Source organism: Streptosporangium sp. NPDC050148, assembly GCF_055586505.1.
Map to the genome: position 1 here is coordinate 175,361 of NZ_JBVJIA010000008.1, position 11,979 is coordinate 187,339.

An 11,979-nucleotide genomic window follows, 5' to 3' on the forward strand; every position below is an offset into this window, starting at 1 on the left:
GGCGGGATCCTTCACAGGTCTAGGACGAGGCGGTCGGAGCGGGATCGGGAGACGCAGACGAGCATGCGGTCCCCGGCCGCCCGCTCGGCGTCGTCCAGCAGCGCGTCCCGGTGGTCCGGTTCGCCCTCCAGCACGTCGGTCTCGCAGGTGCCGCACAGGCCCTGCCGGCAGGAGGACAGCACGCCGGCCCCGGCGTCGTTGATCGCCTGCAGGACGGACCGGCCGGGCGTGACCGTCACCGACACCCCCGAGCGGCGCAGCACGACCTCGAAGGGCTCGTCGCGGGCGGGCGCGGCCGGCTCCCCGGTCACGAACCGTTCGGTGCGCAGCGACCCGGCGGGCCAGGCCGCTGCGCGCCGTTCCAGGGCCTCCAGCAGTCCGGCGGGTCCGCAGCAGTAGACCCTGGTGCCCGGCGGCGGCCGGTCGGGCAGGACGAGCGGGCCGCGCTCGTCCTGCGGGACGACCGTGACCCTGTCGCCGTAGCGGGCGAGCTCGCCGGTGAACGCCATCGACGCCCGGGCCCGCCCGCCGTACAGCAGGTGCCAGTCCGCGTCCAGCAGCTCGGCCTGGTGGACCATGGGCAGCAGCGGCGTGATGCCGATGCCTCCGGCGACGAACAGGTACCGCTCGGACGGCACGAGGGGGAAGGCGTTGCGCGGCCCGCCGATCGCGACCGTGTCGCCCTCGGCCAGCACGTCGTGCACGTACGCCGATCCACCCCGCCCGTCCGGTTCGCGCAGCACGCCGATCCGGTAGGTGCGCGGGTCCCAGCGGTCGCCGCACAGCGAGTACTGGCGGGTCGTCCCGTCCGGCAGGACGAGGTCGATGTGCGCGCCGGGCGTCCAGTCCGGCAGCCGTCCGCCGTCCAGGCGCTCCAGGGTCAGGGCCACGACGCCGTCGGCCACCCGCGTCTTCGCGGCGACTCTCAGGTCCAGTGAGGTCATCGGTCCTCCTCGGCCGGGATCACGGAACGGGTTCCCGTACGGAACGGTGATGGGCGGTCTATTCGGCGGAGGCGGTGTTGAGCGGCGTCGTCGGGACGGTCAGGACCGTGGCGACGAGACCGGCCAGGACCAGCGACGCCACGCCGATGACGGCCAGCGACGCGCCGAACCCCCCGGTCGCCGCGATCAGCGCGCCGACGATCAGGGGCGACAGGAACTGCCCGAGGAACAGCGCGGCCGTCCACAGGCCGGTACCGCGGCCTCGCTGGGCGAACGGCAGCCTGTTGACCGCCCAGGTGACCAGGGTCGGCAGCAGCAGGCCGGTGGCGAAGCCGGTGAGCACGGCCCCCGCCACGATCACGGGGACGGCCTCGGTGGCGAAGATCAGGAGCAGGCCGAACCCGGCCAGGACGAACTCCACGACGAGCAGCGCCTTCGCCCCGTGGAAGGCGATCCTGGCGAACAGCCCGGCGCCGACGGCGGTCGCCAGCGACATCAGCGCGGTGATGCCGCCGATGACGGCGGTGTCGGTGACCCCCACACCGTCCAGGACGTAGGAGAGCTGGACGATCAGCGTGTAGAAGACGACGCCTCCGCCCACGGTGACCAGGCCGGGGAGGGCCAGGGCGCGCCAGGGCCATGGCCGCCGTGCCTCGCGTGCCGCGACGTCGGGCTGCCACAGCAGGAACGCCATGGGGATCGCGGCCGGCGCGGCGGCGCCGTACAGCCAGAAGGGCGTGCGCCAGTCGTCGGCTCCGAGGAGGCCGCCGAGCACGATGAAGGCGGTCGCGGCGATCGTGGTGACCAGGGTCTGCATGCCCAGGTAGCGGACGCGACGCGTGCCGGACCAGTAGTCGGCGATCAGGGTGGTGCAGCACGTCATGATGGCCGCCTCGCACACGCCGACCAGCATGCGGCTGACCAGGATGCCCTGGATCGAGTCCAGGTACAGGGGTGCGGTGCCGAAGACCGAGTAGGCGACCATGCCGGCGATCAGCAGCCGCTTGCGGTCGAACCTGTCGGTGACGGCTCCCGCGAAGGGCGCGCCCAGCGCGATGAACAGGGCGGGGACGGTCAGGATCACCGGGACCAGGACGTCGGCGCCCGGCGTGGTGGCGAAGTGCCGGCTCATCCGGGGCAGGACCGGTGACAGCAGGACGGCGCCGAGCACGGGCATGCAGCTGCCGACGAGCAGCAGGACGAGCTGGGGCAGTCCTGCCCGGCGGAGGGTGAGCGGCGGGGACATGGGGCCTCGCAGGGTGCGGGGATGTGGCACACATCACTGTGGGCACTGGACCCGGTACGCGGAAGACGGGATTTTCTGATAACCCCCATCCATCCCGTGGATCTCCCCGGGCGCCGTCACCGCGTGCGCGGCCAGGCCCGCCAGGTGACGGGCCCGGCCGCGCGTACGGGCACCGTGAGCGCCGCGGTCCCGGCGGCACCGTGCGAAGCGGCACGCGCGTCATCTAGCATCGTGCCGTGCTGGTCGTACTCGTCAACGGCCTTCCGGGCTCGGGGAAGACGACCCTGGCCAGGGATCTGGCCCGGGAGCTCGGGTTGCCGCTCTTCAGCAAGGACGGCATCAAGGAGACCCTCGCCGATGTCATCGGCGCCACCCCTCCCGAGGGGTACGGCTCGCGGCAGTGGAGCCGGATCCTGGGGGCCGCGGCCGCGGAGAGCCTGTGGACCCTGCTGTCGGACGCGGGCCGGGGCGCCGTCCTGGAGAGCCCCTGGCCGGCCGGTCTGCGGCCGGTGGTGATCTCCGGGCTGGACCGGGCGGGCGCCGGGGACGTCCACGAGGTGTGGTGCGAGGTCCCCCTCTCCGTCGCCCGGCGGCGGTACACGGAACGGATCGCCGACCGCCATGCCGTCCACCACGACGCGCACGTCGACGACGCGCAGTGGCGGGAATGGGCCAGGACGGCCGGGCCCCTGGGGCTGGGCCCGGTGTACCGGGTGGACACGACGGAGCCGGTGGACGTTCCCGGCCTGGTGGAACGGATCACCGGGCACTCCCGCGGCCCCGCCTCCGGCAGGGGTACCGCGGGTCCTTGAGGGGCGGCCGCGAGGGTCACGAGGCCGGCCCTGCGGGATCCCGGGAGGTGCTGTGGGCCTCGGCGCGCCCGGACGGGCGGTCACGGCCCGGTTCCCGTCACCGGTGGCCGGTCAGCCGTCGTCCAGGGTGAGCAGGCCGCGGGCGGAAGGCCACGGCGACGGCGGCCGCGCGGTCGTTGACGCCGAGCCTGGCGTAGATGTGCAGCACGTGGCTCTTGACCGTGGCCTCGCTGATGAAGGCGACGGCCCGCGCCGAGGCCAACGCGGAGCTCGTGAGGGAACGCCCGAGGAACCGGCCCGTCCCCGTGGCCTCTCGCTGACCCGGCCCGTTCCCGACCCCTTTCCGACCCGGCTCCCCGGCCCGCCTTCTCCCTGCAAGAACCGGGGCCGGGGCCGGGGGTGGGAGCCGGGGTCAGGGTCGGGGCCGGGGGTGGGAGCCGTACAGATTACTCGCCGGTAATGAGAATTGCACCGCCTTCTCATTCTCGGTGCCGGCCCATACGCTGCCGTCACTGAGGCGCTGCGGCCGGTGCCGTGCCCGGGACCGGAGCCCGGACGAGCCGTCGTCACGCACGCCGCCACGCCTCACACCCCCCGCCCCGAGCCCGTCCAAGGAGTGCGCGCATGTCGCGACGCCGCTCGACCCTGCTCGTCCACCTGCTGTCGGCCGTGACCGCCACGGCCCTGGCCACCACCGTCCTCGCCGGACCCGCCGAGGCCGCCCCGGCCGCGGCCTCCCTCGCCGCTCCCACCACGGCCTCCCTCGCGGCCCCCGCCACCGTCCGGGCCGGCGCGCCCGTGGCCACGACCGGGTTCCGGTTCGTCGACGTCCCCGGCGCCGACGTCACCCTCAAGGCCAACGTCATCGCCCCGGCCGCCGCCGGGCGGTACCCGGCCGTCATCCTCCCGTCCAGCTGGGGACTGAACGACCTGGAGTACCTGGCCCAGGCCAGAGCGCTGGCCGGACGCGGCTACGTCGTCGTCTCGTACACGCCCCGGGGGTGGTGGGCCTCCGGAGGGGAGATCGACACCGCCGGTCCCCGGGACATGGCCGACCTGTCCAGGGTCGTCGACTGGACGATCGCCCGGACCGCGGCCGACCCGGCCCGCATCGGCGCGGCCGGCATCTCCTACGGAGCCGGGCTCAGCCTGCTGGGCTCGGCGTTCGACCGGCGGATCCGGGCCGTCGCCGTGATGAGCGGCTGGACCGACCTGGTCCACTCCCTCTACGGCGACTCCACCCGCCACCGGCAGTCGTCCGGGCTGCTCCGGCTCTCCGCCGACCTGCTGGGCAACGCCGGTCCGGAGCTGACCGAAAGGCTCGGCGACTTCGCCGCGGGCCGCGACCTGGACGAGATCGTCGCGTGGGCGAACGTCCGCTCCCCGGCGACGTACCTCGACGCCATCAACGCCAACCGGCCCGCGGTGCTGATCGCGAACGCCTGGAACGACTCGTTCTTCCCGCCCAACCAGCTCGCGGACTTCTACGCGCGGCTGACCACCCCCAAGCGCCTGGAGCTGCGGCCCGGGGACCACGCGATCGCCGAGTTCACCGGCGTGCTGGGCCTGGAGAACGACGTCTGGACCAGCGTGTACCGCTGGTTCGACCAGCACCTGGCCGGCATCGACACGGGCATCGGCGGGGAGCCGCCGGTCCTGGTGAAGCCGCACAACGCCGCCCGCGAGGGGTACGCGGACTGGTCCGCGCTCACCTCCGCGACCCGGCGGTACGGACTGGGGCAGATCCGCAGGCTGGACCGCACCGGCCTGCTCGGCGGGGAGCCGCAGGCCGGCTGGAGCAAGAGCCTTCCCACCGACCTCGACACCACGGCGAACGGCGGCCAGGTGCTCGTCTCCAACGGCATCGCCGCGTTCACCGGCAGGCGCCCGCAGATCTGGCTGCCCACCGTGGACCGGGGCCGGGCCGGGGTGTGGGCGTCGGAACGGCCGTCCACGGCGCAGCGGATCCGCGGCATCCCGACACTGCACCTGGAGCTGGGCGACACCGCGGCCCGCGGCACCGTCATGGCGTACCTGTACGACCTCGACGCGCTCGGCAACGCCCAGCTCATCACCCATGCCCCGGTGAGCTGGCTGGGCACCGAGGGCGGCGACCGCGCCGTCGACGTCCGCCTGCCCGCGACCGCCTACGACCTTCCCGCGGGCCACTCCCTGACGCTGGCCGTCGACACCGTCGACCCGCTGTACTACGACGAGAACGCGCCGGGCGGCACGGTGACCGTCAAGGGCGGGTCCTACCTCGACGTCCCGCTGAAGTAGACGCCCGGCCCCGTCGCCGGCCCTGTCGCCGGCCCTGTCGCCGGCCCTGTCGCCGGCACCGCGCCCGCCACGGGCCGGCGCCGGCGTCGTGTCACGCCCTCGCGCTCCCGGTGGCCGGTGGCCGGGCCGGCTCCGGCGCGCGAGCCGCGCGGCCGTCGTCCCGGGCGTCCGTCCCGGGCGCGGGCGCGCCGCCGAGGAACAGCCCGTCCAGCATCAGCTCGATCGACCGGTGGGCGGCGGCCTGCGCCGTGGTGACGTCCCCGTCGCCCCGCAGGACGCCCTCCACCATGCCGAACAGCAGCGCCAGGTCGTGGGCGCGCAGGTCGCCGCGCACCTCGCGGCGTTCCTGGGCGCGCCGCAGCGGCCCGGTCAGCGCGACGACGATCCTGCGCTCGTACCGCTCCCGCGTGCCGGTGTCCATGCGGTACGCGAGCGTCACCAGCGAGCGCATCCTGACCTGCGCGTACAGCACCTGTCCGAGCAGGTCCCTGAAGGGCGGCCACGGTCCCGGGCCGCCGGCGCAGTCCTCCAGCCGTGACAGCTCGGACGCGATCACCGCGTCGGCGAGCGCGGTGCGGTCCGGGAAGTGGCGGTACAGCGTGGCCTGGCCGACGCCCGCCCGCCGGGCGATCTCCGGCATCAGGCCGGGCGACCCCGGGGCGCACATCATGTCCGCCGCGGCCTGGATGATCGCCAGCCGGTTCCGCCGGGCGTCCTGGCGACGCGGCCCCCGCGCACCGTAACCCATGACACGCTCCTCGACCACCGATGTTACCGACTGGTAAAGATGATGACACCGGCCCCGGGATACGGCCACCCTCTCGGGCCGGATCGGTATGCCGCGCACGCCCCGTCCCGGCCCGGCCCGGCTCCTCCCGTCCCGGCTCGTCGCGGCCGGTCCGCCGGGTCTCCGCGGGTCAGCGGGACGCCGCGGCGCCGACGCCGTAGATCGCGCTCAGCAGGGGCATGGTCAGGGCGGCCATCTCGGCCGGGGACCGCGGGCACCCGCGCTGGAGCCAGTCGGTGACCACGCCGATGAGCGCCCCGGCGGTGAACGCGGCGGGGACGTCGTGCGGGATCTCCGGCGACGACCCGTCGCGCTCGGGAAGGTCGCCACCGGCGAGGGCCTGGCGCACGCGGTCGTGGACGCCCGCGGTGACGCGGCGGCGGATGTGGTCGGTGACGCGCGCGCTGCCCTGCGGTCCCAGCAGGCCGCGGTAGAGCCCGGAGTGCTCGGCGAGGCTGGCGAAGAACGCCTCCAGCGACCGGCTCGCGTCCCGCGTCACGTCCACCGTGCCGGGACCGGGGCCGGGCAGGGACCCGATCAGGTCGTCGATCATCGCGGTGCAGGCGGCCTCGGCCAGCTCGTGGACGTCCCGGTAGTGGTCGTAGAAGGTCGAGCGGCTCACCCCGGCGCGTTCGGCGACGTCGGCGACGCTGATCCGGGACAGGTCCCGCTCCTCGACCAGCCGGATGAGCGCGCGTTCCAGGGCCGCCTGGGTGCGGCGCACCCGCCGGTCACCCGAGGGGGCGCCGCTCGCCCTGGTCGTGGCCACGTCCCTCACCCTACCTTCTCACTACATATGTAGGCTTTCCTACACCTGTCGGTTAACCTGACGGCAGGACGAGCCAGGGAAACGACGACATCCACCCCGTCCGTTCACGAGGAGACGCCGAATGAGTCCCAGCGAGCAGGTCCTGAGCTACCCGATCCTCGGTGACGCGGCCCTGGAGCCGCCCGCCGAGTGGGCGGAGCTGCGCCGGCGGTGCCCGGTCGCCCCCGTGACGCTGCCCAGCGGCGACCGGGCGACATTGCTGACCCGCCACGAGGACGTCAAGCGGGTGCTCGCCGACCCGCGCCTCACCCGCCAGCTCAACGCGCCCGACGCGGCCCGGCTGTCGGCGGACGGGGGCGGGGTCTTCAGCAGCGAGATGGCGCAGATCATCCCCGACGGGGGCGAGGAGCACCTGCACTGGCGGCGCCTGGTCGGCAGATGGTTCACCGCCAAGCGGATGACCGCCCTGCGGCCCGCGATGACGGAGATCGCCGACCGGCTCGTCGACGACATGGTCGCGCAGGGCCGGTCCGGCGACCTGCGGGCCGGGCTGGGCTTCCCGCTGCCGGTGTACGTCATCTGCGACATGCTCGGCGTGCCCGCGGCCGACCGGGACCGGTTCGCCTACTGGTCCGACACCCTGCTCAACCTCACCCGCTACGGCCAGGCCGAGATCGAGGCCGCCCAGGTCGAGTTCTTCGAGTACATGGCCGGCCACGTCGCCGCCAAGCGCGCCGAGCCGGGTGAGGACCTGCTGAGCGAGCTGATCGCGGTCGGCGGCCCCGAGGACGGCGGGCTGTCGGACACACAGATCCTGGTCACCGGCATGGCGCTGCTGGTCGCCGGGCACGAGACCACCGCCAACATGATCGGCAAGATGGTCTGCATGCTGCTGGCCGACCGCGGCCGGTGGGAGCGGCTGCTGGCCGACCCGTCGCTGGTGCGCACGGCGGTGGAGGAGTCCCTGCGGTTCGACGCCAACGCGGGCATCGGCCTGCCGCGGTACCTGCCCGAGGAGATCGAGGCCGGCGGGACGGTCCTGCCCCGCGGCACCACCCTGATCTGCAGCATGGCCGCGGCCAACCGCGACGAGGACGTCTTCGACGCCGCCGCCGAGATGGACCTCGGCCGCAGCCCGAACCCGCACCTGGCCTTCGGCACCGGCGCCCACTCCTGCCTGGGCCAGGCCCTGGCCCGTACCGAGCTGCAGGTCGTGCTGGAGGTGCTGCTGCGCAGGCTCCCCTCCCTGGAGCTGGACGTGCCCGCGCATGAGCTGGAGCGCGTGGAGGGCCTGGCCGTCGGCGGCCTGCGCACGGTCCCGGTCCGCTGGTGAGCGGGCACCGGCCGGGGCGTCGCGGACGTCACGCGCCGGGAAGCCGGGCCTCCAGGCCGTCGAGGAGGGCTTCGAGGCCGTACTCGAAGGTGCGGTCGGGGGCGGCGGCGTAGTCCAGGGCGGGCGGCGTCTCCAGGCGGGCGCGCAGCCGGGGGAACCCCATGGCGACCTCGCCCGCCCTGGCGACGGTGTCCTGGATCAGCGCCTCGGCGTCCGCGCCGTTCCGGCCGAGCCTTCGCCTCAGGGACACGGTGGCCGACGCGCCGAGGACGGCGCCCATGACGAAGGTGAAGACGGTGGCCGCGGCGCGGTCGGCCTGTGCGCCGGTGAAGCCGGCCGCCTCGTAGACGGCCAGGCTGTGGTCGTCGTGGCGCGCCTTGCCCGGCCCGTAGAACAGGTGGGAGCCGAAGGCCTGGACGAGCCACGGGTGCCGGGTGAGCATCGCGTGCAGGCCGGTCGCCATCGCCGTGGCCGCGGCGCGCCAGTCGGCCGCCCCGGGGTCGGGCAGCCCGATCTCGTCCCAGACGCGGTCGCCCGCGAGCAGGAGCAGGTCGTCCTTGTTCTTGACGTGCCAGTAGACCGCCGTCGCCGCGGCGCCGAGCCGCTTTCCCAGGGCGCGCATGTTCAGGCCGTCCAGGCCCTCCTCGTCGAGGAGCTCGATCGCGGTCCGGATGATCTGTTCCTTGGTCAGCGTGTCGCGCGGCATGCGCTCACGATAGGGCACCCGAACCGACTTGAACAAAGTTCAGGAAAGTTGTTGAACTTAGTTCAGGTGATGGGTTACGTTCTCCTTGAACTTAGTGCAAGCCGATCGCGGCGCCGCCGGGCGCCCGTTAGAGGAGACCTCTCGTGAACACTCTCATCGCCGTCATGCAGCTGCTCGTCGCCGCGGCCTTCCTGAGCATCCCGCTGGTGCGCCACCGCTACGGGGCCACCGCGACGGTCGGCGCGCAGGCGGAACTGGAGCGCCAGGGGGTACGGCCCACCGTCCTGGCCGAGAACGGGATGAGGTTCGACGCCGGTGGCCACGAGACGGCGATCCCGGCGACGGTCGCCGCGGTGATGACCGTGCTGGCCGGGCTCAACCTGGCCGGGAGCGGCCACGCCCCTCTGCTGAACGTGATCTTCCAGTCGATCGTCCTGGCCGGGAGCTGCCTCATCCTGTACAGCCAGGTGACGGCCACCCGGTCCGTACAGGCCGCCTTCCGGCGCAAGGGCGACCCGATGCTCGCCCGTATCGACGTCCCCGCCCTGCTCAAGGCGGCCGAGGACGGCTTCCCGGCCTGGACGTGGACCCTGCAGAAGGTTCGGCACGTCGTGGCGTTCGGCGCCTCGATCCTGGTGCTGGCCGCGGTGTTCGCCGCCTGACGGACGAGCACCCCGCTCCGCCGCCCTCGTCGCCCTTCCCCCGCTCCGCCCCAGCCGTCCCCGTCGCTCCCGCCGCACCGTCGCCGGTGCGGCCCACCCCTTCCTGGAGACCCACCGTGCCACCCTCCGTCGCCGCCGCCGTCACGCTGCAGCTCCTGCTCGCCGCGACCTTCGTCGTCATCCCGGTCACCGCCGGGATCACCGGGGCCAGGGCCCAGCGGGCGGCCGAGGCGGAGATGGCCGGGCAGGGACACCCGGCCACGCTGCTCGCCCGGCACGGGATCAGGTTCGAGGAGAGGCCCTGGGAGTTCGCGCTCGCCCTGGGCATCGCCGCCTGCCTGGCGATCCCGGCCTGGCTCAACCTCACCGCGAACGGGACCGGCCGCGTCCTGTCGTGGATCGTCGAACCGCTCGTCCTGCTCGCCGTCGGCTCCGTCACCGCCGGGCAGGTGTTCGCCGTCCGCTACACCGAGGCCGCGCTCGCCAGGTCCGGCGACCCCGCCGCGCGGGACGTCGACGCGCGAGCCGTGATCGCCGCAGCGAACACCGGATTCCCCTCCTGGCTGCGCCCCCTCGTCCTGGCGCGCTTCGCGCTCACGACCGTGGGCTCGCTCCTGGTCATCGTCCTGCTGGCGACACCCGAGGCCGGCGCGTACTTCCGCTGACCGGTGCACGCCCCTTCCGTGACCCACGTGACGCCATCGTGACGTCACCGCGCCCCGGCACTTCGGGTCCGCTTTTTCGCAGGTGAGAGCGACATGACATGCCCTCGTACGGAGAAGCGCGCCCTGCGGACGAGTGCGGCGACCGGCGTGACGCCAGAAAAAACCGTTCGCGACTTGAAATGGCGCCACCATGACGCCATAGTGGCGTCATGGACCTCACACCATATGTCGACACCCTCCGCCGCGATCTGGCGGTCGCCGCGGAGGCGGGTGGCCCGGACGCCCGCGCGCTCGCCGAACGTCTCGTCGCACCGCTCGAATCGTCCGTCCGGCTCGCGCTGCTGGAGGCCCTGTCGGCCGCCGCGGGAGAGATCACCCGCGACCTCGCACCGGGCTCGGTCGACGTACGGCTGCGCGGGCGCGACCTCGACTTCCTCGTGACCCCCCCGGCGGCCGACCGGGCTCCGGAGGAACCGCGGGCGAGCAGCCTCAGGAGCGCGCTGGCCGGCGCGGTGGAGGTCGCGATGGGCGTCCGGGCGCCCGTCCCGGAGGAACCGGCCGAGAGCGACGAGGGCGGCACGTCCCGGATCTCGCTCCGCGTCCCCGACCACCTCAAGCCGCGCATCGAGCGGGCGGCCGGGCGGGAGGGGCTCTCGATCAACGCCTGGCTCGTCCGCGCCGTGTCCGCGGCGCTCGAACCCGGTGACGCGGGCCGCCGCCCCGGCCAGGCCGACGATCCGGGAACCGGCCGGCACTACACCGGCTGGGTACGCTGACGCGATCCGCGCACCCCGCCGGCCCGTCCACGCCGGCCCGTCCCCGCTCATCGCCCGTCCCCGCCGCCGGGACACCCACCACCGTTCACCGTGAGGGCACCGCCATGCCGACTTTCGACACCCCGGAACCGATCCACGCCGTCATCGAGCTCATGACCGCCGACGTCCGGATCCACGCCGGCGACCGCACCGACACGGTCGTGGAGATACGCCCGAAGGACGGTCTCGACGACGCCGACGCACAGGGCGCCGAACAGATCCGGGTGGAGTACTCCCGGGGCCGGCTGCTGGTGAAGGCGCCCGCGCCCACGCTCCGCTCGTGGTTCCGGTGGAGCGGTTCGGTCGAGGTGACGGTCGAGCTGCCGGAGGGCTCCCGCGTCGACGCGAAGACCACCGGGGACTTCCACTGCGAGGGCCGCCTCGGGGACTCCCGGTTCGAGACGGCCGACGGCGACATCTGGCTCGACCGCACGGGCAGGCTGCGGCTGAACACCGCCGACGGCGACGTCACGGTGGTCCGGTCGGCCGGGCACACCGACGTCACCACGGCCAACGGCGAGATCCGGATCCACGAGATCGACGGCGCGGCGGTGATCAGGACCGCCAACGGCTCCATCACCCTCGGCGAGGTCACCGGCGACCTGCGGCTGAAGACGGCGTACGGGGACATCACCGTCGACCGCGCACTGGCGGGCGTCGACGCCAGGACCGCGACCGGCAACGTCCGGGTCGGCGAGGTGACGCGCGGCCCGATCGTCCTGGAGACCACCTCCGGCGAGATCGAGGCCGGCATCCGCGAGGGCACCGCCGTCCTGCTGGACGCGAGGACCGACCACGGCACCGTGAACGTCCTGCTGGACCCCAGCGACGGCCCCCGGCGCGGCGACGAGACCGCCCAGCTGCGCGCCCGCACCTCCGACGGCGACATCGTGATCCGCCGCACCCCCGGCTGACCTCCCCGTCGGGTCATCCGATCCACAGACTTCCGACACAGGAGAA

At 73.9% G+C, this 11,979-nt stretch carries 13 protein-coding genes; 7 read left to right on the forward strand and 6 right to left on the reverse strand.

Annotated features, from left to right (window positions below; all coding sequences use genetic code 11):
* Nucleotides 1-11: 11 nt before the first annotated feature.
* Nucleotides 12-944 (reverse strand): PDR/VanB family oxidoreductase, encoded by a 933-nt coding sequence (locus tag ACZ6RT_RS11560; protein WP_470153241.1) that lies wholly within the window; start codon nt 942-944, stop codon nt 12-14.
* Between the two features lie 58 nt (nt 945-1,002).
* Nucleotides 1,003-2,190: an MFS transporter gene (locus tag ACZ6RT_RS11565; protein ID WP_470153243.1), complete on the reverse strand. Its 1,188-nt coding sequence runs from the start codon at nt 2,188-2,190 to the stop codon at nt 1,003-1,005.
* A gap of 236 nt (nt 2,191-2,426) precedes the next feature.
* On the opposite strand from ACZ6RT_RS11565, the gene ACZ6RT_RS11570 reads away from it, so the two are divergent.
* A complete protein-coding gene (locus ACZ6RT_RS11570; RefSeq protein WP_470153245.1) occupies nt 2,427-3,002 on the forward strand; it encodes a P-loop nucleotide/nucleoside kinase family protein in 576 nt (191 codons plus the stop codon).
* 97 nt (nt 3,003-3,099) lie between these two features.
* On the opposite strand, the gene ACZ6RT_RS11575 is transcribed toward ACZ6RT_RS11570, so the two are convergent.
* A complete protein-coding gene (locus ACZ6RT_RS11575; RefSeq protein ID WP_470153247.1) occupies nt 3,100-3,264 on the reverse strand; it encodes a LuxR C-terminal-related transcriptional regulator in 165 nt (54 codons plus the stop codon).
* A gap of 362 nt (nt 3,265-3,626) precedes the next feature.
* On the opposite strand from ACZ6RT_RS11575, the gene ACZ6RT_RS11580 reads away from it, so the two are divergent.
* Nucleotides 3,627-5,282: a CocE/NonD family hydrolase gene (locus ACZ6RT_RS11580; protein WP_470153248.1), complete on the forward strand. Its 1,656-nt coding sequence runs from the start codon at nt 3,627-3,629 to the stop codon at nt 5,280-5,282.
* Nucleotides 5,283-5,373: 91 nt separating this feature from the next.
* On the opposite strand, the gene ACZ6RT_RS11585 is transcribed toward ACZ6RT_RS11580, so the two are convergent.
* Both ACZ6RT_RS11585 and ACZ6RT_RS11590 read right to left on the reverse strand, forming a co-directional pair.
* On the reverse strand, nt 5,374-6,030 hold the full coding sequence (locus ACZ6RT_RS11585; RefSeq protein ID WP_470153249.1) for a TetR/AcrR family transcriptional regulator: 657 nt from the start codon (nt 6,028-6,030) through the stop codon (nt 5,374-5,376).
* 169 nt (nt 6,031-6,199) lie between these two features.
* Nucleotides 6,200-6,838: a TetR/AcrR family transcriptional regulator gene (locus ACZ6RT_RS11590; RefSeq protein ID WP_470153250.1), complete on the reverse strand. Its 639-nt coding sequence runs from the start codon at nt 6,836-6,838 to the stop codon at nt 6,200-6,202.
* A gap of 121 nt (nt 6,839-6,959) precedes the next feature.
* Between ACZ6RT_RS11590 and ACZ6RT_RS11595 the strand changes: the two genes are divergently transcribed.
* Complete coding sequence (locus ACZ6RT_RS11595; protein WP_470153251.1) at nt 6,960-8,171, forward strand: cytochrome P450; 1,212 nt, start codon at nt 6,960-6,962, stop codon at nt 8,169-8,171.
* Between the two features lie 28 nt (nt 8,172-8,199).
* Here the strand turns inward: ACZ6RT_RS11595 and ACZ6RT_RS11600 are convergent, their stop codons facing one another.
* Nucleotides 8,200-8,877, reverse strand: a complete 678-nt coding sequence (locus ACZ6RT_RS11600; RefSeq protein ID WP_470153252.1) for a TetR/AcrR family transcriptional regulator C-terminal domain-containing protein — start codon at nt 8,875-8,877, stop codon at nt 8,200-8,202.
* Nucleotides 8,878-9,020: 143 nt separating this feature from the next.
* On the opposite strand from ACZ6RT_RS11600, the gene ACZ6RT_RS11605 reads away from it, so the two are divergent.
* The 4 genes from ACZ6RT_RS11605 (at nt 9,021) to ACZ6RT_RS11620 (ending at nt 11,933) form a co-directional block, all read left to right on the forward strand.
* Nucleotides 9,021-9,539: a hypothetical protein gene (locus ACZ6RT_RS11605; protein WP_470153253.1), complete on the forward strand. Its 519-nt coding sequence runs from the start codon at nt 9,021-9,023 to the stop codon at nt 9,537-9,539.
* 116 nt (nt 9,540-9,655) lie between these two features.
* Nucleotides 9,656-10,204 (forward strand): hypothetical protein, encoded by a 549-nt coding sequence (locus ACZ6RT_RS11610; protein ID WP_470153254.1) that lies wholly within the window; start codon nt 9,656-9,658, stop codon nt 10,202-10,204.
* Between the two features lie 209 nt (nt 10,205-10,413).
* A complete protein-coding gene (locus ACZ6RT_RS11615; RefSeq protein ID WP_399189738.1) occupies nt 10,414-10,980 on the forward strand; it encodes a hypothetical protein in 567 nt (188 codons plus the stop codon).
* Nucleotides 10,981-11,084: 104 nt separating this feature from the next.
* Nucleotides 11,085-11,933: a DUF4097 family beta strand repeat-containing protein gene (locus ACZ6RT_RS11620; RefSeq protein WP_470153256.1), complete on the forward strand. Its 849-nt coding sequence runs from the start codon at nt 11,085-11,087 to the stop codon at nt 11,931-11,933.
* The last annotated feature ends 46 nt before the right edge of the window (nt 11,934-11,979 follow it).

Excerpts from the sequence above, each read along its gene's own strand:
- ACZ6RT_RS11560 (WP_470153241.1), bottom strand. The coding sequence starts at position 944 with ATGACCTCACTGGACCTGAGAGTCGCCGCGAAGACGCGGGTGGCCGAC.
- ACZ6RT_RS11565 (WP_470153243.1), bottom strand. The coding sequence starts at position 2,190 with ATGTCCCCGCCGCTCACCCTCCGCCGGGCAGGACTGCCCCAGCTCGTC.
- ACZ6RT_RS11580 (WP_470153248.1), top strand. The coding sequence starts at position 3,627 with ATGTCGCGACGCCGCTCGACCCTGCTCGTCCACCTGCTGTCGGCCGTG.
- ACZ6RT_RS11585 (WP_470153249.1), bottom strand. The coding sequence starts at position 6,030 with ATGGGTTACGGTGCGCGGGGGCCGCGTCGCCAGGACGCCCGGCGGAAC.
- ACZ6RT_RS11595 (WP_470153251.1), top strand. The coding sequence starts at position 6,960 with ATGAGTCCCAGCGAGCAGGTCCTGAGCTACCCGATCCTCGGTGACGCG.
- ACZ6RT_RS11600 (WP_470153252.1), bottom strand. The coding sequence starts at position 8,877 with ATGCCGCGCGACACGCTGACCAAGGAACAGATCATCCGGACCGCGATC.
- ACZ6RT_RS11615 (WP_399189738.1), top strand. The coding sequence starts at position 10,414 with ATGGACCTCACACCATATGTCGACACCCTCCGCCGCGATCTGGCGGTC.
- ACZ6RT_RS11620 (WP_470153256.1), top strand. The coding sequence starts at position 11,085 with ATGCCGACTTTCGACACCCCGGAACCGATCCACGCCGTCATCGAGCTC.